This is a genomic window from Ferrovum myxofaciens, from assembly GCF_013181415.1.
Taxonomy (GTDB): Bacteria; Pseudomonadota; Gammaproteobacteria; order Burkholderiales; family Ferrovaceae; genus Ferrovum; species Ferrovum myxofaciens.
This window is the reverse complement of sequence record NZ_CP053676.1, coordinates 938,257-958,988: the sequence shown is the minus strand read 5'-3', so window position 1 is coordinate 958,988 and position 20,732 is coordinate 938,257. Positions and strand designations below refer to the sequence as shown.

At 55.4% G+C, this 20,732-nt stretch carries 19 protein-coding genes and 1 tRNA gene; 19 read left to right on the top strand and 1 reads right to left on the bottom strand.

What is annotated here, in order from left to right:
- The 16 genes from rlmN (at nt 1) to HO274_RS04550 (ending at nt 15,004) form a co-directional block, all read left to right on the top strand.
- A complete protein-coding gene (gene rlmN / locus HO274_RS04625) occupies nt 1-1,083 on the top strand; it encodes a dual-specificity RNA methyltransferase RlmN (protein ID WP_273121793.1) in 1,083 nt (360 codons plus the stop codon).
- Nucleotides 1,080-1,742 (top strand): helix-turn-helix domain-containing protein, encoded by a 663-nt coding sequence (locus HO274_RS04620; protein ID WP_273121792.1) that lies wholly within the window; start codon nt 1,080-1,082, stop codon nt 1,740-1,742. The genes rlmN and HO274_RS04620 overlap by 4 nt, the downstream gene beginning before the upstream one ends.
- Nucleotides 1,739-2,980 (top strand): flavodoxin-dependent (E)-4-hydroxy-3-methylbut-2-enyl-diphosphate synthase, encoded by a 1,242-nt coding sequence (ispG, locus tag HO274_RS04615; RefSeq protein ID WP_273121791.1) that lies wholly within the window; start codon nt 1,739-1,741, stop codon nt 2,978-2,980. Before HO274_RS04620 ends, ispG begins: the two co-directional genes overlap by 4 nt.
- Nucleotides 2,977-4,245: a histidine--tRNA ligase gene (hisS, locus tag HO274_RS04610; RefSeq protein WP_273121790.1), complete on the top strand. Its 1,269-nt coding sequence runs from the start codon at nt 2,977-2,979 to the stop codon at nt 4,243-4,245. The genes ispG and hisS overlap by 4 nt, the downstream gene beginning before the upstream one ends.
- A gap of 4 nt (nt 4,246-4,249) precedes the next feature.
- On the top strand, nt 4,250-4,882 hold the full coding sequence (locus HO274_RS04605) for a YfgM family protein (protein ID WP_273121788.1): 633 nt from the start codon (nt 4,250-4,252) through the stop codon (nt 4,880-4,882).
- Entirely contained in the window at nt 4,879-6,006 is a 1,128-nt protein-coding gene (gene bamB, locus HO274_RS04600; RefSeq protein WP_031596896.1) for an outer membrane protein assembly factor BamB, read from the top strand. Before HO274_RS04605 ends, bamB begins: the two co-directional genes overlap by 4 nt.
- Nucleotides 5,993-7,426, top strand: coding sequence for a ribosome biogenesis GTPase Der (gene der, locus HO274_RS04595; RefSeq protein ID WP_273121785.1), 1,434 nt, complete (start codon nt 5,993-5,995; stop codon nt 7,424-7,426). Before bamB ends, der begins: the two co-directional genes overlap by 14 nt.
- A gap of 11 nt (nt 7,427-7,437) precedes the next feature.
- Nucleotides 7,438-9,357, top strand: coding sequence for a threonine--tRNA ligase (thrS, locus tag HO274_RS04590; protein ID WP_031596898.1), 1,920 nt, complete (start codon nt 7,438-7,440; stop codon nt 9,355-9,357).
- Between the two features lie 62 nt (nt 9,358-9,419).
- Nucleotides 9,420-10,013, top strand: a complete 594-nt coding sequence (gene infC, locus HO274_RS04585; RefSeq protein ID WP_082783237.1) for a translation initiation factor IF-3 — start codon at nt 9,420-9,422, stop codon at nt 10,011-10,013.
- Between the two features lie 92 nt (nt 10,014-10,105).
- Entirely contained in the window at nt 10,106-10,303 is a 198-nt protein-coding gene (gene rpmI / locus HO274_RS04580; RefSeq protein ID WP_031596900.1) for a 50S ribosomal protein L35, read from the top strand.
- A 12-nt stretch (nt 10,304-10,315) separates the two neighbouring features.
- A complete protein-coding gene (rplT, locus tag HO274_RS04575; protein WP_031596901.1) occupies nt 10,316-10,675 on the top strand; it encodes a 50S ribosomal protein L20 in 360 nt (119 codons plus the stop codon).
- 56 nt (nt 10,676-10,731) lie between these two features.
- Nucleotides 10,732-11,754, top strand: coding sequence for a phenylalanine--tRNA ligase subunit alpha (gene pheS, locus HO274_RS04570; protein ID WP_031596903.1), 1,023 nt, complete (start codon nt 10,732-10,734; stop codon nt 11,752-11,754).
- A 10-nt stretch (nt 11,755-11,764) separates the two neighbouring features.
- Nucleotides 11,765-14,140, top strand: coding sequence for a phenylalanine--tRNA ligase subunit beta (pheT, locus tag HO274_RS04565; protein WP_273121782.1), 2,376 nt, complete (start codon nt 11,765-11,767; stop codon nt 14,138-14,140).
- Between the two features lie 10 nt (nt 14,141-14,150).
- On the top strand, nt 14,151-14,456 hold the full coding sequence (locus HO274_RS04560) for an integration host factor subunit alpha (RefSeq protein ID WP_273121780.1): 306 nt from the start codon (nt 14,151-14,153) through the stop codon (nt 14,454-14,456).
- A complete protein-coding gene (locus HO274_RS04555) occupies nt 14,434-14,907 on the top strand; it encodes a MerR family transcriptional regulator (RefSeq protein WP_273121778.1) in 474 nt (157 codons plus the stop codon). The genes HO274_RS04560 and HO274_RS04555 overlap by 23 nt, the downstream gene beginning before the upstream one ends.
- Nucleotides 14,908-14,927: 20 nt before the next feature.
- Nucleotides 14,928-15,004: transfer RNA gene (locus HO274_RS04550), tRNA-Pro, on the top strand.
- 69 nt (nt 15,005-15,073) lie between these two features.
- Here HO274_RS04550 and HO274_RS13520 read toward each other — a convergent pair.
- A complete protein-coding gene (locus HO274_RS13520; RefSeq protein WP_420537390.1) occupies nt 15,074-15,703 on the bottom strand; it encodes a Fic family protein in 630 nt (209 codons plus the stop codon).
- A 1,186-nt stretch (nt 15,704-16,889) separates the two neighbouring features.
- On the opposite strand from HO274_RS13520, the gene HO274_RS04540 reads away from it, so the two are divergent.
- The 3 genes from HO274_RS04540 (at nt 16,890) to HO274_RS04530 (ending at nt 20,730) form a co-directional block, all read left to right on the top strand.
- Nucleotides 16,890-18,083 (top strand): ATP-binding protein, encoded by a 1,194-nt coding sequence (locus tag HO274_RS04540; protein ID WP_273121774.1) that lies wholly within the window; start codon nt 16,890-16,892, stop codon nt 18,081-18,083.
- A 684-nt stretch (nt 18,084-18,767) separates the two neighbouring features.
- Nucleotides 18,768-20,192, top strand: a complete 1,425-nt coding sequence (locus HO274_RS04535) for a carbohydrate porin (protein WP_273121772.1) — start codon at nt 18,768-18,770, stop codon at nt 20,190-20,192.
- 190 nt (nt 20,193-20,382) lie between these two features.
- Nucleotides 20,383-20,730, top strand: a complete 348-nt coding sequence (locus HO274_RS04530; RefSeq protein ID WP_273121770.1) for a BON domain-containing protein — start codon at nt 20,383-20,385, stop codon at nt 20,728-20,730.
- Nucleotides 20,731-20,732: the final 2 nt, after the last annotated feature.

Sequence of the window (20,732 nt, the reverse complement as noted above, 5' to 3'; positions counted from 1 at the left end):
ATGACCATCAACCTGTTGGGTTTGAATCGCACTGAACTCACCCAGTTTTTAACCGGATTGGGTGAGAAGCCTTTTCGTGCCCGGCAGGTGATGCGTTGGATTCATCAGGAAGGCGTGGCAGATTTTGGTCAGATGACCGATCTGTCCAAAACGGCCCGTCAACGTTTGGCAGAACATGCCCATGTGGACGTGCCTGCCTTGGTTTCCGAGCAAACTGCCGAGGATGGAACGCGCAAGTGGGTGCTCTCACTGGGACCCGGGAATGCCATTGAAACGGTTTTCATTCCCGAAGCCCGCCGTGGGACTCTGTGCATTTCCTCACAGGTGGGTTGTGCCCTGGAATGCTCTTTCTGTTCCACCGGGCGGCAAGGATTCAATCGCAACCTGACGACGGCCGAGATCATTGGGCAGGTGTGGTGGGCCAATCAGGCTCTGGGCGCCAATGAGTCGAACGAACGGGTCATCAGCAACGTGGTTCTGATGGGCATGGGTGAACCTTTGCTCAATTATGACGCGGTGGTGACGGCCCTGGATATTTTACTGGATGATTTTGGCTACGGTTTATCACGGCGCCGTGTGACCCTGTCCACCTCCGGCGTGATTCCGGCTCTGGATCGTTTGAGCGAACGAGTTCCCGTGGCGCTGGCGGTTTCCCTCCATGCCCCCACCGATGAATTGCGCGATCAACTGGTGCCGATCAACCGGAAATATCCTCTTGCCGCTTTGATGGCAGTTTGTGGACGCTATCTGAAGACAGCGCCCCGTGATTTTATTACCTTTGAATATGTGATGCTGGCGGGGGTCAACGATTCTGACCGGCAGGCACGGCAATTGATCGATTGTGTACGAGAGGTTCCCTGTAAATTTAATCTGATTCCCTTCAACCCCTTCCCGGGGTCCGGGTATCGACGCTCTGCGCCGGACAGAATCGCCCGTTTTAGAGATATCCTCATGGCATCGGGACTGATCGTGACGGTGCGCAGGACGCGCGGAGATGACATCGATGCTGCCTGTGGCCAATTGGCAGGGAAAGTGGTGGATCGCAGTCGGCGGCACGAGAAACGCGAGGAAGAACGGATATGAATGAGGAAACGGGCGAGCAATCCAGCGTAGGTCAACGTCTTATTGCATTGCGCGAGCAGAAGGGGCTCACGCTTCAGGACATGGTGCAACGACTGCGTTTTTCTCCGCACCAGTTGCAGTTGCTGGAAGCCGGCGACTATGACGCATTACCCGATATCATGTTTGTGCGTGCTCTGGTGCGCACCTATGCCCGTCAGTTGGGCGAACCTCCTGAAGTCTTGCTGGCCCAACTCGAGCGGGAACGACAGGATGCACGACCCCCCCATCTCACGCCGTTGTTTTCTCCCTCTGTTCCGCCCAAAAAGCACCGATCCTGGGGCCCGGAAATTTCGACTTTCTGGAAACAGGTGCCGCGCGCGTTCTCCATGGGCGTGTTGCTGATCATGGTCATCCTGGGGGTGGCCGGCATGGTGGGTTGGAAAACCGGCGTTTTTTCGGGAAAGAATCTTCTGGAAGTGGTGACCGTGGTGCATTCCTCTGCCCCTCGATCCTCGTTTTCCAATGCGCTTCCTCCCCTGGAATCCGCGCCGGTTTTGTCTGAACCGGCGCGCCCCCTTCCCGCCGGGAACGGCTCTGAAGAAAACAGGATGCCCCTGTTGTCCGACGCCCCACCCGTGTACCCTGCACCCCTTCAGGGATCGGTGACGGAGAAGCCATGAGCAGCGGCAGTATGCAGGGGGTCATCCCGCGTCGTCATTCCCGTCCGGTTCAGGTGGGGGGGCTATGGATCGGTGGGGATGCGCCTATCGTTGTGCAATCCATGACCAATACCGATACTGCGGATTTTGAGGCGACCCTTCACCAGATTCAGGCCCTGGCCCAGGCGGGTTCGGAATTGGTACGGGTGACTGTGAATACGGCGGAAGCCGCCCGTCAGGTCCCTGAATTGCGCCAGGCCCTCGACCGATCGGGGTATGACGTTCCTCTGGTGGGAGACTTCCACTTCAACGGACATAAATTGTTGAGCGAATTTCCCCACTGTGCCCGGGCACTGGCTAAATACCGCATCAATCCTGGCAATGTCGGGCAGGGCTCCCGACGCGACGAACAGTTTGCACGTTTGATCGAACTTGCGCGATCCTACGATAAACCAATTCGGATTGGCGTGAACTGGGGTAGCCTGGACCCTCAGGTCATGGCCCGTTGCATGGATGAAAACGCCCGTTTGGCGGAGCCCCATCCGGTTTCCTGGGTCATGCGTCAGGCGCTGGTGACTTCGGCGCTGGAAAGTGCTGCACAGGCGGTGGATTGGGGGTTGGCACCCGAGCGCATCACCCTGTCCTGCAAAGTGAGTGGAGTGCAGGATCTGATTGCCGTTTATCGGGATCTGGCCCGGCAGTGTGACTACCCGTTGCATCTCGGTTTGACGGAGGCCGGCCTGGGGAGCAAGGGGATCGTGGCGTCCACGGCAGCTATGGCCGTGCTGCTGCAGGAAGGGATTGGGGATACCCTGAGGGTGTCATTGACGCCGGAGCCCGGCGGTGATCGTACCTTGGAAGTGCGGGTGGCCCAGGAAATTCTTCAGACCCAGGGATTACGCGCCTTTACGCCGCAGGTGATAGCCTGTCCCGGATGTGGGCGAACCACCAGCACCTATTTCCAGTCCCTGGCTCAACAAATCGAGGGTTACCTGCGCCGTCAAATGCCTCTTTGGCGACATCGATATCCTGGGGTGGAGCATCTGCAGGTGGCAGTGATGGGCTGTGTGGTCAATGGTCCCGGCGAAAGCAAGTTGGCCAATATTGGCATCAGTCTTCCCGGTTCGGGCGAGCGTCCGGTGGCCCCCGTCTACGTGGACGGAGAAAAGACCGTAACGCTCAAGGGCGAGCGGATTGCAGAAGAATTTCAAGCGCTGGTAGAAACTTATGTGGCCCGGCGTTACGGAGTGGGAACATGAAAGGTGAACAATTTCAGGCCGTCCGGGGGATGAACGATGTCATCCCCGGGGTGAGCGAGCAGTGGGCATTTCTCGAGGAAGAAATTCGTCAGTGGTTGCGTGCTTACGCTTATCGGGAAGTCCGGTTTCCTGTGGTGGAACCCACCGCTCTCTTCGTTCGTTCCATTGGGACGGCGACGGATATCGTGGAAAAAGAGATGTACAGTTTCGTGGATTCACTCAATGGGGAAGCCTTGACCTTGCGGCCCGAAGGAACGGCTTCCTGCGCCCGACTGGTCATACAACATCATCTGTTGTATGACGGACCTCAACGACTTTGGTACATGGGTCCCATGTTTCGCCATGAACGTCCCCAGAAAGGACGTTACCGGCAGTTTCATCAATGTGGCGTGGAAGCGATGGGCTTTGCCGGCCCCGAGGTGGATGCCGAACTGATCCTCATGACTGCCCGGTTATGGCAGCGTCTGGGACTGAAAGAGGTTTCCCTGCATCTCAATACCATTGGTTCCAGCGCTACCCGGGCGCGTTATCGTACGCGTTTGCAAACCTATTTTTCGGCCCACACGGACCGCCTGGACGAGGATTCACGACGTCGTCTCGGTACCAATCCCTTGCGTATTCTGGACAGCAAGAATCCGGCCATGACCGACCTGATCGAGAATGCTCCCCGTCTCATGGACGATCTGGACGAGGAATCCCGTATTCATTTCGAGAAATTGCAAAGGTTATTGCAGCAGAATGGCGTTGAATATCAAATCGATACGCGCCTGGTGCGCGGATTGGACTATTACAATGCCACGGTGTTTGAATGGATGACTCCCTTGCTGGGGGCACAGAGTACCATTTGCGGTGGGGGACGGTACGATGGACTGCTGGAGCAGTTGGGCGGGAAGCCCGCTCCGGCCTGTGGTTTTGCCCTTGGAATGGAGCGGCTCCTGGCGTTGCTGGAACAGCAACCGCATTGGGCACAGCGGTTCGGGGTCCATCCTGAGGTGTATGTCATGCACCAGCACCAGGAAGCCTGGGCTCTATGCGTGGCCGAGACATTGCGTTCCTCCGGGCTGGCCGTGCACTTTCACGCGGGGGGAGGAACTTTCAAATCCCAGATCAAACGTGCCGATGCCAGTGGTGCGGGTTGGGCCATCATTCTGGGCGAAGAGGAGGCAGCACACCAGAAGGTTTCGCTCAAACCGCTCCGTGGTCAGGGTGACCAGTTGACACTGGATGTCATGGAAGCGATCCAACAAATCAAGTCGAGTGAGTGAAGCCATGTACGATCTAGAAGAACAGGAACAAATCGATTCCCTGAAAGCCTGGTGGCGTCAGTTTGGCAAGTGGGTGATGGCGGGAACCGTGGCAGCTTTGCTGGGGGTGGGCGGATACAATGGCTGGCTCTGGTATGGACAACGGCAAGAAGCAGAAGCCGGACGTGCTTTTGAAGCCGTACGGGTAGCTGCCCGCACGGGGGAGGTTGCCCCCACGCTGGGAGCCGCCCGCGCATTGCAGTCTCAGCAGCCCGCCAGTGCACTGGCCACCCGGGGCGCTTTGATTGCCGCTGCGATTTGCCACGCCCATGGCAAGGACGGGGATGCCCAGGGGGAGTTGGAATGGGTCATCGAGCATTCTCGGGAACTGGCACTGGTTGACCTGGCCCGGTATCGTCTGGCGGGTCTGCTGGCTGACCAGAAAAAATTCGAACAGGCCTTGCGTTTGTTGGACGATAATCGTGCTCCGGACTTTGCGGCACTGACCCTGGATCTGCGTGGCGATATCCTGTTGGCCTTGAACCGGTTGGCCGAGGCCCGTGCTGCCTATGGAAGCGCCATGGAAAAATCGCAGCCAATGAATGCATTGCATCAACTGGCACAAAACAAATGGGAAGCCCTGGGAGGGGGACGATGAAGAAAATCCAATGGCTGGGCATTGCCCTGGCTGCTCTGAGCGCCGGTTGTGCGGACAAGTTGCCCATCACCTCCATGCTGCCTCTGAAACCCACGGTGGAGGTGGAGGTGGACTGGAAACTTTCCCTGGGTGAAACGGAAGAGGGTTTTCTGGTGCCACTTTTGCATGATCACATGCTCTATGTAGCCGGAGAGAAGGGTGAATTGAGGGCAGTGGACCCGGAGAACGGGAAAACCCAGTGGGATTTGAAAACCGGTGAATCCTTTGCGTCGGGTATTGGCGTGGGAGAGCACGAGATTTTGTTGAGCAACAAGAAGGGAGAAGTGCTGGCCTGGTTGCCCACAGGGCAGTTTTTATGGCGCACCTCCATTGACAGCGAATTGCTGGCTGCCCCGCAAGGAGCCGATGGCATGGTGGTGGTGCGGACGGCAGAAGGCAAAGTGATGGGGCTGAGTGAAGCGGAGGGCAAGGTTCTGTGGACCCAGGCCCGTCCCATGCCGGCCCTGGTATTGCGGGGTGTGGGCGGGATGACCCTGGGGCATGGCGTGGCGCTGGTCAGCATGCCGGGGGGAAAGTTGATGTCTTTAAACCTGTCCGACGGCACCATTCAGTGGGAGTCGTTGGTTTCTTCACCCCATGGGGCAACGGAGCTGGAACGGATGAATGATGTGTTGGGAGACCCCCTGGTGGGCGATGGTATGGTATGTACGGCCAGTTATCAGGGACGGGCCGCGTGCCTGGACAGCGAACATGGCCAGTTGGTCTGGTCCCGAGATGTGAATGCTTTGGGTCCCGTGGTCGAAGCGGGCTCCCAGTTGGTGCTAACGACGGCTAAATCCGATGTTATGGCGCTGGATCGCAGTTCTGGAGGAGTGATGTGGAAAATGAGTGATCTTGAGGGACGTTATCTGTCTCCGCCCACCGTGACGGCTTCCTATGTCGTGCTGGGAGATGCGGAGGGCGTGGTGCATTTCATCAGCCGGGAGAATGGCGCCGAGGTAGGACGATTGGCCACTGACAAGACCCCCATCGTTCAGGCTCCCGTTTATCTGGGGAATGAGCGGGTACTGGTGGTGAATCGTACGGGTAAAATGTTTGCGTTGACAGCCCATGCAACCCATTGATTTTCACCCCCTGACCACCGTGGTTATCGTGGGACGACCCAATGTGGGTAAGTCCACCCTGTTCAATCGTCTGACCCGCAGTCGGGATGCCCTGGTGGCGGATCTGCCGGGTTTGACCCGGGATCGTCACTATGGACGTGCCCTATGGGAAGAACGACCCTATCTGGTGATCGATACAGGGGGCTTCGAACCCGTGGCAAAGGACGGTATCCTGCGCGAAATGGCGCGCCAGACGGAGCAGGCGCTGGATGAGGCGGATCGGGTCATTTTTTTGACCGATGGACGCAGCGGGTTGACTCCCGGGGATCGCACCATTGCCGAACGCCTGCGCCAAAGGGGGAAACACGTGACCCTGGCGGTGAACAAGGTGGAAGGTATGGCGCGCGCCGTTGTTACCGCCGAATTTCATGAACTGGGGTTGGGCGATCCCTTGGCCATCTCCTCTTCCCATGGTGAAGGGATCGGGGATCTCATGGACGAGGTTTTGGGAGGGATTCCGGTTCCCGAATCCTCCACTTCTTCCGAGAAGCGTCCGGATCGTCCGCGCATCGCCATTGTGGGACGGCCCAATGTAGGGAAATCCACCCTCGTTAATCGATTGCTGGGAGAAGAGAGAGTCATTGCCTTTGACCAACCGGGCACGACACGGGACAGCATCGAGGTGGATTTTGAGGAAAACGGACGGCTTTATACCCTGATCGATACTGCGGGGTTGCGCCGCCGGGGCAAGGTCTTTGAAGCCGTGGAAAAGTTTTCTGTGTTCAAGACCATGCAGTCCATCGAGGAAGCCAATGTCGTGGTTCTGACCCTGGATGCGCGCCAGGACATCTCGGATCAGGATGCACATATTGCGGGACATGTGCTGACCACAGGGCGAGCGGTGGTATTGGCGGTGAATAAATGGGAGGGACTGGATGCTCATCGGCGCGACAGGCTGCGCCAGGATATTGCGCGCAAATTGGGTTTCCTTGATTTTGCCCACCATCTGTTCATTTCTGCGCTGGACGGAATGGGGGTCAATGGGTTGTTGCCGGCGGTGGATGCCGCCTACCAAGCCGCCATGGCTCGTTTGCCTACGCCACGCCTGACCCGTACGCTAATGGCGGCAGTGCAAAAGCACCAACCTGCCAAGGCGGGGCCGTTTCGTCCGAAACTGCGTTATGCCCACCAGGGGGGGCATAATCCGCCCATCGTGGTGATCCATGGATCTGCGGTTGCTCATATCCAGGATAACTATCGTCGTTACCTGGAAAATACTTTTCGGGAAGCCTTTGAATTGCGTGGGACTCCACTGCGGGTCGAGTTTCGGCAGGGAAATAACCCCTTTGCGGATCGCAAACCCAAGCCCCTGACCGAATCCGAGGAAAACAGCCTGCGCCGTCAACGGCGGCGTGGACGTAAATTATTTGGGAAACGTTGAAAGGAAAAACCGTGATTACGATACAACTGCCTGATGGTTCCCAGCGTACCTTCCCGACTCCCTTGACCGTGGCGGAAGTGGCCAAAAGCATTGGGTCAGGGCTGGCCAAGGCGGCCCTGGCCGGCAAGGTGGACGGACGTCTGGTGGATACCTCGACCTTGATCGAACAGGACGTCACCCTGGCATTGGTGACGGCAAAAGATCCAGAGGGGGTGGATATTCTGCGTCATTCCACTGCCCATCTACTGGCGCATGCCGTCAAGGAACTCTATCCTGAAGCGCAGGTGACCATCGGTCCGGTGATCGAGAATGGGTTTTATTATGATTTCTCCTATCTGCGTCCCTTTACGCCGGAGGATCTCGAGCGTATTGAAAAGCGTATGGAAGAGATTGTGCGCCGGGATCTGCCCGTACAACGGGAACTAATGGCACGGGGCGAGGCGGTTCGATTTTTTGAAGAACTGGGAGAAAAATACAAGGCAGAGATCATTGCGGCCATTCCCACGGATGAGCCCATTTCCCTCTACCGACAGGACAATTTTGTTGATTTGTGTCGCGGTCCCCATGTGCCTTCCACGGGTAAACTCAAGGTATTCAAATTGACCCGTGTGGCTGGTGCGTATTGGCGGGGAGATGCAAAGAATGAAATGCTGACCCGGGTATACGGAACGGCCTGGGCAACCCGTGAGGATCAGGAGACCTATCTGCATCGACTGGCAGAAGCCGAACGACGGGATCATCGGCGCCTGGGTCGGGAACTGGACTTGTTTCACCTGCAGGAAGAGGCACCGGGAATGATCTTCTGGCATCCCAAGGGGTGGGCCCTGTGGCAGGAGATCGAGCAGTATATGCGCCGTATCTACCGGGAAAATGGGTATCAGGAAGTACGTTGTCCGCAGATCCTGGATCGGGCCCTGTGGGAAAAATCAGGACATTGGGGGCATTTTCAGCAAAATATGTTTACCACCCTGTCAGAAGAGCGGGAATTTGCCATCAAGCCGATGAACTGTCCGGGGCATGTCCAGATTTTTAATCAGGGGGTGCGTAGTTACCGGGAATTGCCGGTTCGTTATGGAGAATTCGGTTCCTGTCACCGCAATGAACCCTCGGGTGCCTTGCATGGCGTCATGCGGGTGCGCGGGTTCACTCAGGATGACGGACATATTTTTTGTACCGAGGATCAGATACTGGAAGAAGTATCCGCCTTCATCCAGTTGTTGCGCCGGGTTTATGCGGATTTTGGATTCACTGAAATCCAGTACAAATTGGCGACCCGGCCCACTTCGCGGGTGGGCTCCGAAGCCATTTGGGATAAAGCGGAAGATGCACTGCGCACTGCGCTGGAGCATAACGCAGTGGATTTTCAAACCCTGCCCGGGGAAGGGGCCTTCTATGGTCCCAAGATCGAATTTCATTTGAGCGACAGTCTGGGGCGTACCTGGCAGTGTGGTACCATCCAGGCAGATTTTTCCATGCCGGAACGGTTGGGCGCGACCTTTGTGGCAGCCGACAACAGCCGTCAGACCCCTGTCATGTTGCATCGTGCCATTCTGGGTTCTCTGGAACGGTTCATAGGAATTTTGATCGAGCACTATGCGGGGGCTCTACCCCTGTGGTTGTCACCTGTACAGGCCGTGGTGGCAAATATCAGCGAAGCCCAGCGGGGAGCTGTGGAAAATGTGGCACAGCAATTGCGCGAAGAAGGGGTGCGGGTGGAGATGGACTTGCGTAACGAGAAAATCAGTTATAAAATACGGACGCACAGTTTACAGAAGATCCCTTATCAACTGGTGATGGGAGATCGGGAAGTTGAATCTGGTCAGGTGTCGGTGCGCTTACGGGGAGGAAAAGACCTGGGCGCACAGCCTGTGGAAGTTGTCGTGTCCCGCATGAAGGCTGAAATTCTGGCCAAGAGCGAACTCACTGACTGAAGTGGAAGGATAGGGATCAAGATCGGGTCAGGTCTTGGTCAATTATTGTTTTTTTGGGAGAAATGGCGATCGCTCAGGATAAGGAAGTCCGGATCAACGGGGAAATCACCGTCGCAGAAGTGCGGTTGGTGGGGGTAGATGGAGAACAACTGGGGATCATGCGTCTGAATGACGCATTGCGTCAGGCGGAAGAAACTGACGTTGATCTGGTGGAAATTGCCCCGACGGCAAACCCACCGGTCTGTCGCCTGATGGATTTTGGCAAGTTCAAGTATCGTGAAAGCAAGCGACAGCACGAAGCCAAGGTCAAACAGAAACAGATTCAAGTCAAGGAAATCAAATTCCGTCCCGGCACTGATGATGGAGATTACGCCATCAAGGTGCGCAACCTGATTCGCTTTTTGTCCGAGGGTGACAAAACCAAGGTGACCTTGCGGTTTCGCGGTCGCGAGATGACGCACCAGGAATTGGGATACAACCTGCTCAAACGGGTAGAAGCCGATCTGGCAGCCCATGGAGTCGTGGAGCAGTTTCCCAAGATGGAAGGGCGTCAGATGGTAATGGTGCTGGCTCCCCGCAAAAAGGCTGAAGTAGTCGCCAAAGCCGGCAAGGAAAATAATAAAGTCGAAGCTACGTCGACGGAAGTAGATGCGTAGCAAGCAGTGCCCACAAGGCGCGGCGGGTCATCAAGTATCAGGCGCGTAGCCTGTTCACCCGACGCGGATTACTATAACGATTGGAGCTTTCCATGCCCAAAATGAAAACCAAAAGCGGAGCTGCAAAACGCTTCCGCGTGCGAGGGAGTGGCAGTATCAAGCGCTCTCAGGCATTCAAACGCCACATCCTGACCAAAAAAACCACCAAGACAAAGCGTCAATTGCGTGGGACGGCAGAAATTCATTCCACCAACATGGGCTCGGTCAAAGCCATGTTGCCCTACGCTTAAGGAGAACCGTCCATGCCACGAGTTAAACGGGGAGTAACGGCCCACGCACGTCACAAGAAAATTCTGGATCAGGCCAAGGGGTACCGCGGTCGGCGCAAGAATGTCTATCGGATTGCCAAAGAAGCGGTGATGAAGGCCGGACAGTATGCCTATCGGGATCGCCGGCGCCGCAAGCGTGATTTTCGTGTTTTGTGGATTGCCCGGATCAATGCGGCAGCACGGGAATGCGGCATGACCTACAGCGTATTCATGAATGGCCTGAAGAAAGCCTGTATCGAGATCGATCGTAAGGTGTTGGCCGATCTGGCGGTTTTCGACAAACCGGCTTTTAGCCAAATGGTGGAAACGGCTCGTACCGTTTTGTCTGCCTGACGTTGAATCCAACCCCCGGGGTTCTCCCCGGGGGTTTTTCTATTCCGGGATCGTTCATGCAAGTTTTGATGTCATTGCAGGAGGAGGCGCTGGCCCTTTTTGCCCGTCTCGACACCCCCCATGCGCTGGAAGAAGCCAAGGCCCGTTATTTAGGTAAAACCGGTGCGTTGACGGAACGCCTCAAGGGATTGAGCGTGCTTCCTCACGAAGAACGCAAGTCTGCGGGGGCTGCGATCAATCAGGTCAAAGGTATACTGGAAAGGGCGTTGCAGCAACGCCGCGAGGCGCTGGTACAAGCCCAGCAGGAACGGGAATTGCGTGCCTCGGCTCTGGATGTGACACTGCCGGGACGGCAACACGGAAGGGGAGCGACTCATCCGGTGACACGTACCCTGGAGCGCATCGAAACCTTGTTTCGAAGTCTTGGCTTCGAGGTGGCAGAGGGACCGGAAGTTGAAAGCGACGACTATAACTTTACTGCGCTCAATATCCCTGCCGATCATCCGGCGCGGGCCATGCACGATACCTTCTATTTGGCACCGGGGGTGGTGTTGCGAACCCATACTTCTCCCGTTCAGGTTCGTTATCTGAAATCCCATGGGTTGCCGGTGCGTATCATTGCTCCAGGGCGAGTGTTTCGCTGTGATTCCGATGTCACTCATACCCCCATGTTTCACCAGGTGGAAGGGCTCTGGGTTGCGGAAGAAGGGGTTTCTCTGGCAGCCCTCAAAGGATTGCTGAGTGAGTTCATGCGCCATTTCTTTGAACAGGAAGACTTGCCCACTCGTTTCCGTCCTTCGTTTTTCCCTTTTACCGAACCTTCGGCCGAAATGGATATCGGCTGCGTCATCTGTCAGGGTCACGGATGCCGGGTATGCAGTCATACAGGGTGGCTGGAGGTGCTGGGGTGCGGGTTGGTTCATCCCAATGTTCTGGAACCCTTGGGGATCGACAGCGAGCGGTATGTGGGACTGGCCTTTGGCCTGGGCGTCGAACGCCTGGCCATGATCCGGTACGGGGTGGATGACTTGCGTACTTTTTACGAGAACGATCTGCGTTTTCTGAAGCACTTTCAATAGGAGATGCGCGGTGAAATTTTCTGAAGCATGGCTGAGAACCTGGGTAGATCCAGACCTCGATGCCGCCGAGTTGGCCCATGTCCTGACCATGGGGGGGCTGGAAGTGGAGGCCCTGAGCCCCTGCGCGCCTCCTTTTGATCAAGTGGTAGTGGGCCAGATTCTGACGGTGGAGAAGCATCCTCAGGCCGATCGGCTGAATTGTCTGACGGTGGACGTGGGCACTTCTGAGCCCCTGCCCATCGTTTGTGGTGCACCCAATGTAGCGGTGGGGATGAAAGCCCCTTGTGCTCTGGTGGGTGCGGTCCTTCCCGGCGATTTGACCATCAAGGCGGCCAAGGTGCGGGGAATCGAATCCCAGGGCATGATGTGTTCGGCTCGGGAATTGGGTTTGAACGAAGAAAGCGAGGGCTTGCTTGCGCTCGATGCGCAGGCCCCGGTGGGACAATCCCTTCGTGTCTGGCTGGATCTGGATGATCAGCAATTTACCCTCAAACTAACTCCCAACCGGGCAGATTGTTTGAGTATGCGGGGGGTGGCCAGAGAAGTGGCCGCATTGACTCAATGTTCGCTCACGCCCCCAATTTTCATTTCCAGAGAGGCAAATCCCGAATTTGGTACGCGTACCGTCCAGATTGATGCAAGGGAAGGATGCGCACGCTATGGTGGACGGGTGATCCATCTCGAACAGCCAGACCAACCCACCCCGGACTGGATGGTGCGTCGTCTGGAACGCGCTGGCCTGCGTGCCAAGGCGCTGGTGGTGGATGTGACCAACTACGTCATGCTGGAATTGGGACAACCCCTTCATGCCTTTGCCGATGCTGCACTGACCGGAAATCTCACCGTGCGTTGGGCGCGGGAAGGAGAATCCCTCACCGTACTTTCCGGCCAAACTCTTGCATTGACTGCGGATCTATTGGTGGTAGCCGATGAAGCGGGGCCCCAGGCTCTGGCAGGACTCATGGGGGGGCAGAATTCTGCAGTTTCTGCACAAACCCAGGACATTTTTCTCGAGGCGGCCTGGTTTTCTCCCGGGGCACTGGCAGGGCGTGCCCGTCGCCTGGGGTTGGCCTCAGAAGCCGCTTTCCGGTTTGAACGGGGCGTAGATGCCAGTCTTACCCAGGAAGCCCTGGAACGGGCTACCCAACTGTTGTTGGACTATGCCGGCGGAGGGCAGGCGGGTCCCATTCTCGATCTCGTTCACCCCGAAAAGTTGCCCCGGCGACTTCCGGTGCGGGTTCGTCCTGATCGTGTGCGCCGTTTATTGGGCTTTGAAGTCGCGGTGGACACGATGCGACAAATCCTGACCCGGTTAGGCGTTGGCCTGGAAGGAAACGATGTGGGTTGGACCGCTACGGCACCTACCTGGCGCGTGGATCTGGAACGGGAAGTGGATTATGTGGAAGAAATAGCCCGCTGTGTGGGCTACGACCAGATCCCGATGCAGGTGCCCAGGGCGCCTTTGAGGGCACTCCACCTGCCGGAACGTGAACGCTCCCGGCAGACTGTCGCCCAGCGTTTGCAGGCGCGCGGATTTCAAGAGGTCATCACCTACAGTTTTGTTCCGTCAGAAGGGGAGCAGCGTCTGGCCATGCAACCCTCGATCCTCAATTTGCTCAATCCCCTGTCGCAGGATCTGGCCGTCATGCGTTCCACCTTGTCGGTGGGCTTGATGGAAACCCTGGTATTCAACCTCAAACGCAAACAGGAACAGGTGCGGATTTTTGAGTGGGGACGGTGTTTTCTTCCTGCCCGGGATACGGACGGTCTTTGCGCTCAGCCCTTGCGTTTAGGTGGTTTGTGGTACGGAACCCGTTTTCCTGAACAGTGGGGGATCGAGAGCGAGTCCGCCGATTTTTTCGATCTCAAGGGGGTTGTGGAAGAACTTCTGCCGTCTGGCGCAAGTTTCGTTTCAACCCAACATCCTGCCTTGCATCCCGGACGTTCTGCCGAGGTTTGGTGGAATGGGCAAAGTATCGGGTGGTTGGGGGAGTTACACCCCCGCTTGGGTCCCTCCTATGACCTTTCCCGCATGCCTTTGTTGTTTGAGTTAGAATGGATCCCCTTGACCCGGGAATCATGGCCCGAGTATGGTCCTACACCGCGTTTTCAGCCTGTACGGCGTGATCTGGCCTTGGTGGTGGAAGAAAGTATCCCGGCCATGACTCTGTGGGATGCCCTGCGTGCAGCGGCTCCGAAAAATGTGGCAGACATCCTGTTGTTCGATGTTTATCAAGGGGCTGGAGTGGAGGAAGGAAAGAAAAGTTTGGCATTTTGTGTGAAAATCCAAGATACGGAACGCTCTTCCACCGAAGGGGAATTGGAACAGATTTGCCAGGAATTGATAGGGGTCGCAGAACGACGTTTCGGTGCGGTCTTGAGATAGGGAGCAGGATATGACATTGACCAAAGCAGAACTCGCAGAACAGTTGTTTGAGCGGGTGGGTTTGAACAAACGGGAAGCCAAAGCGTTTGTGGAGTCCTTCTTTGAAGAAATCCGTCTCTCACTGGAAGCGGGTAAGGAAGTAAAACTTTCGGGTTTCGGTAACTTTCAGGTACGCACCAAACCCCAGCGACCGGGACGCAATCCCAAGACCGGCGAAGAGATTCCGATTACTGCGCGGCGCGTGGTGACTTTTCACGCCAGCCAGAAATTGAAGTCCATGGTAGAGGAACGCCGTGGTAAGGCTTCAACGCGCTGAACGCGATCTTCCGCCCATCCCTCCCAAGCATTACTTTACCATTGGGGAGGTGAGCCAGTTATGCGATATCAAACCCCATGTCCTGCGTTACTGGGAACAGGAGTTTCTGCAACTTCGCCAGGTCAAACGGCGTGGGAATCGCCGCTATTATCAGCCCCGTGAAGTGGAACTGATCCGGCATATCCGTTCTTTGCTCTATGAACGAGGTTTTACCATCACGGGTGCGCGTCATGAACTGTCTCATCTGGGGAAAGATGGGCGGCAGTCGGTTTCCCGTCTCCCTGAGGAAAAAGAAGTCACTCCCTCTGAAGAAATGAATACCCCCCAGACATTGGTTCCAGATCACCCTGATGAACCGAGTCTTTGTGAAGGCCCTTTCATTCATAAAATGCCCATGGGCGAAACACTGCGCGCGGAATTGAACGAAATCCTACTTCTCCTTTCGCGCTGACTGTGTCATAATAACAAGTTCGGGGCGTAGCGCAGCCTGGTAGCGTACCTGCATGGGGTGCAGGTGGTCGGAGGTTCGAATCCTCTCGCCCCGACCAGTCAAATCAGATGGTTATAGCACAGAATGGCATATGCTATTGCTATTGCATTAAGTTACTACTCTGTCATCAAGGCGGTTTATCGGTTGCGTTTTTGTCAACAAGGTTGCGTATCTCGTGAGGGTGAAGCAGCTTGTGCTGGTCTGTGTCATCGGCAAAAGCATTGCACTCAGCCATCTGCTTCCAGGTATTTTGGAAGTTACTGTAGTCAAAAGCAGCCGACCATGCCTGGGTGCGAGTCATTGAACGGACGAATGGAATTGGATCGGTATTTCTGGATAGCGCTTTGAGGGGTAGCAAATAGTCTTCGCGATATGCCGTCGGGATAATGATTCGACAAGCAGATACTTGAGTCAGATAGGCATTCATGACTAGTCTGGCGGTTCGACCATTACCATCCTCAAAGGGATGTACCTCAGTTACAACAAACATCGCCATCAATGCTCGGGCCAATGGATCTTCCAGTAGCGCAATGCGTTTGAATCCTTCACGCAGGGTACCCTGTACCAATTCCGGATAAACAAATAATGTGGAGCCTGCTTGATTGAGTTTTTCTTTCCATTGCCCTGGATTTTTATCTGGGCGGCTGGATAACACCCTATGGTTGGCGAGTTTCAGCCATTCCAAAAATTCATCCTCATTGCCCGGCGGGTTTGACCGGAAAGGTTGTCGAGTGATGGCCTGATAAGTACCGAGCACATCATGCGAATCCTCAGAACGTTTCTCGATTATCTTGCCTTCAAAAATAATTTCGCTGGCCTCTTCCACCGTGAAGGTTGTGCCTTCAATGTAGTTGGAGAAATAGGCTTCAAAGAAGGAGAAGTTGGTAGTGTTCAATCCGGGTGTTGTTGGATCGGGCACATGAGGGAAGGATTGTCGAAGCTCTGTAAACAGCGCATCGAATATTATCAGGCGATCAGGGTCGTACGGCTTTCCTGCAGCACGAGCGAGTGCATCGACAGCACCCAAGCGCCCAGCATTGCCGGTTCGCATCAATGTTGAGACGATGCTGTTCAGGGCTTTGAACTGGGCATCCATTCCCAGTATCTCTGCCAATTGACGGGTAGCATCTCGCAGGTCGTTGACCTTGTGCTCGCCGCGCAGTGTGCAAAGCCGACTAAGTTGCGACTCGACCCAAGCACGTCCCATCGTTCGTATTGCGGCATCTCGACCCGTATTAAGATTTTCCAGAAGACGGCGAGCTTCGGACGAAACAAACAGCTTGCCGTAGGGTGTGTCATTCAGTGCAGCTTCCCTCCCTGAAATTGGGCCGGGACCAGGGATGATCATCAATGTCAGGCCGGGCAATTCAATGCGTCGTGCCCGATTGCCTTGAACCAGAAAAATACGCCCCTCTGGATCGGGCTTGCCTTCCTGGGCAGAACGATAGCCAAGAACCGATCCGGGATAAAGGTGCTCGGCAATTTGGCGCCAGTTGGGCCGTACGATTTGCTCAAGCGGTGATTCCAGATCACTGGTGTAGATGCCTCGATGAATTGCCCGCAATTTTCCAGCGCGAGCCAATCTGGAAACGCGTTGTGCGTTCGCCTGATCTTCGGCGGAACTGAAAATCAGGGTCGCAAGAGTGTCAATATTTTTGCGCATCGAGAGATAGACCAAGGATTTATGTCAACAATAATGCGCCAACTGTTAATTTATGTCAATATAATAGCAAATAGATTGATTTACATGCCCAACCACCAATGCCAACAGCCCCAGAGGCAGCAATTTTGCGAGGTGGCGCTGTGCGCCATCCCTGCCGACTGTTTTCCCGCGCAACCCGAACATGGGTTCGAGATAACCACCGTAGAGGCTCCCATACTGATTTCATATTAAAATTCAAAACAACCGTGCAAATTAATTATATGCATGGTAAATTACACGGATGAATCCTCGTTATGTACAGAAGAAACTCCTGACTTTTCTGGCCCAGTTTCCTGCAGTGGTGCTCATTGGGCCGCGCCAGGCAGGCAAGACCACATTGGCATTAGCCGAAATGGCACGACGCGGTGATGCTATTTATCTTGATTTGGAGCTGCCCTCGGCTCAGCGGCAGATGGATGATCCTGAAAGTTTTCTTCTTGCCCAGCGCAATCGGCTGGTTATCCTGGATGAGGTACAGCGCTTACCTGAATTGTTTGCGGTGCTGCGTGGGGTCATTGATATTCGTCGCCGGGACGGTGAAGCGTCGGGGCAATTCCTGTTGCTTGGCTCTGCTACTGGCGTGTTGCTGCAGCAGGCCAGTGAGAGTTTGGCTGGGCGGGTTGCGCAACTGGAACTCACGCCCTTCCATGCCTGTGAAGTGTTGCCCACGGATGCGCCGGGACCCGCACTTAACTCGCTTTGGGTGCGTGGTGGCTTTCCTTTATCCTGGTTGGCACATGATGAAACGAGCAGTCTGCGCTGGCGCGAGGCATTTATCGCTACCTATTTGGAGCGGGACATTCCAGCGCTGGGTCCGAAGATCCCGACCACAACGCTGCGTCGTCTGTGGACCATGCTGGCTCATTTGCAGGGTGGTTTGCTCAACCAGTCGCAACTCGCTGCATCGCTTGCCGTGAGTGGCCAGACGGTGTCGCGTTACATTGATGTGTTGTGCGATTTAATGTTGATCCGTCGCCTGCCCGCTTGGCATGGCAATGTGGGCAAGCGGCTGGTGCGCGCGCCCAAGGTTTATGTGCGTGACAGCGGCATTACCCATGCATTGCTTGGCTTGGAGCGTTTGGAGTCGATACTGAGTCACCCGGTAGCCGGGCCAAGTTGGGAAGGGTTTGTCATCGAACAACTTATCGCCGCCGCGCCCCAAGCCGAGGCCAGTTTCTACCGAACTTCGCATGGTGCCGAGGCTGATCTGGTGATGAGCTTTCGCAATGGTGAAACTTGGGTGATTGAAATCAAGCGTTCATCAGCACCTGCAGTGTCGAAAGGTTTTCATCTGGCCGCTGCCGACGTCGGTGCCACGCGTAAGCTTTTGGTCGCGCCAGTGGGCGCAACCTATCCTGTGCGCGACGGAATAGAAGTGATGAATCCCCTCACAGCAGCTACGCAGCTGACGAGTTTTTGTGACGCGTTCTCTTGATGGGAATCAAGTGGATCTGCGCCCACCTCTACGCCACTTTGCGCTAACAAAATATTGTGGAGTCGTTGACTTTGATGATGCAAAGCATTAGAATTCGCCTGTCTCATTCTCCAGGGAGAAATCTTGGACAGTTGCTCTAGTATCTTGACCGCGTCAGCTAAATCAGCGAAAGCGTAGGCACTGTCTTCAAGACTCCCGCCACCGTCTCGCTGATGCAGCGGGACGGTGTATCCTCGGCATACCCTTGTTTGTTTAAAACGGGTTGCCCTGAACACCTCCTCACGGTCGTAAATCATATGTCGTGTCTTACCGATGCCGCCGGGGCAGTTTGGTTGCGCTCAGTTGCTCGGTTCTTTGCACGACGTTTCCGATCAACGCATTGCTTGTCCGTCCTGCATGGCGGACGCATTTGTGCGAGGTGTCATCATGACTTTCAATCTGAACAAGGTAATACATTTTTTCACCGGCCGTATTCCTTCGAATCTGATCCGGTTTTCCGAAGTGCACAGGACTTTTCCAGAACTTCGCGCTGGCCAGACCAGCCAGGACATTGGTGGGGGTAGTGCTTTATTCGGTGTTTTGGTCCCGATGCACATGGACAGTGACCGTCCGTTCTAGAAAACCGGTCTTGGGGGCGACAACTTGTCGCTTCCAAGCACACAAAAACCCCATGGAATTCTCCCCATGTCTACAAAGCAATGTAAGTCAGCGGCGACAGTTGTCACCGGCAGTGCCCACGCTGACCACATCCGTGGCTCTTTTGGTGCTATCGTTTACCTTGAGTTGGGGCGCGCTTTCGGTCGTGTCCTGTGCTTGTTGCTCTGCCTCATTTCCCTTCAGTCCCACGCCGAACTCTGGAGTTTTGGGGGGGACGATGGCAAGGAGGAACACGCGCCGCCCTGGGTGGTTCAGGGGGATGAAACTTTCATCGACCAATACCATGGTTCCTTTCCTTCTGCCCGTCCCAGCGGACCGAACAGTTTTCTGTCCACTCCCGAGAATTCTTTCTCGAATATTCTTGGTCTGCAACTGGGTTTTGATCTAGGGAACCAGGGAGAATTCTGGTTTCGTGAGGAAACCATACGCGGAATACCCCTCAGCAATGCAGGGGGATTGGGGGCATTGACCAATAACGACATGCAGCGCTACATGACCAATACCTTCGTGACCTACCTCGCCTTGGGGTTTTACACGCGGGTAGTCAACTTTGGTGGAGAAAGCGATTCCTTGCCCATGGCCAGCCATCAGTTCGATCGGGCGGTGGATTCCCACCGTTTAACCTGGACCATCGGAAAAGTGGATGTGCTGTCCTATTTTGACGGTAATGCTTACGCCCACAAGAGCGACGACCAGTTTCTCAACTGGTGCTTCATGACCTCCTGTGCCTACGATTATGCAGCAGATTCTCGAGGGTATACCTGGGGTGCTTCAAGCGAACTGACCTGGGATCGCTGGTCTGCGCGTTTCGGCTGGTTTGCCATGCCCGTCCTGCCCAATCAACTGGCCCTTGATCCGGCCATGGGCGAACATTTTGGAGTCAATGGAGAAATTGAACGGCGTTGGGACACAGGGGCTCTCAAATTGCTGATGTACCAGGGGCGCATGCAATTGGCCAATTTTGGTTCCTACCTCAACCAAACCGGGATCTTCATTGCGAATCAGCCCAGATACAATGCCATACGGGGAGGGGGAGGACTCAATCTGCAACAGGCTTTGGCTCCTGGGGTGGGTTTGTTTGCCCGCGCCTTCTGGACGGGGGGAAGCAACGAGTCCATGGCGTTCACGGAAGTGGACCGTAGTTTCAGCGCGGGTCTTTCCCTGGATGGACAGAACTGGGGGCGCAGCAGGGATGGCATTGGGCTGGGCTGGGCGCTCAACCAGATCAGCGGTGCACGCCAGGCCTTTTTGACGGCGGGCAATTATGATTTGTTCATCGGCGATGGCTACCTGATGTATGCGCCTGAGTACGTGCTGGAAACTTACTACAAGTGGGGCATCGTGGACGGTGTTCACCTGACGGCAGACTGGCAACACGTTGCCAATCCCGCGTACAATCAACTACGCGGTCCGATCGATGTATACGGACTGCGTTTGCATATCGACTTTTGATCCCACAAGATTGTCACTTGTCCGGGATCTGCGCGGCAAGTAACCTTCTTTCCTGCTGCAACCGAAAAAACTGGGGACGAGAGTTTCCACGTGTTCCGCCATGGGTATGTTCGCCAGCGTACAGAAAGTTCGAACATGAAAGTGAATGATGACAACTGGATCTTTACCAACCCATTGTCAGGAGTTCATCATGAACAAAAATCAAGTCAAAGAAACCGTTGTGGGTATCAGGTTTGCCGGAGCTCTTATTCTGGTCATGGGGTTGCTTACGCCCGTTTTCTCCTATGCGGTGGATTCTTCCACCGATACTGCCGGTCAATATCTGGATGATGCGACCATCACCACCAAAGTGAAGGCAAGTTTTGCTGAGGACAAAGGAATAAAAGGGCGCGACATCAGCGTTCGCACCGATCACGGTGTTGTGGATTTGACTGGAACCGTCAGTAGCGCGAAAGAGTCCGCATGGGCCACGACACTTGCGACACACGTGGAATCGGTGAAGGCAGTACACAATAATTTAAAAGTTGATTCGAAGTAAAG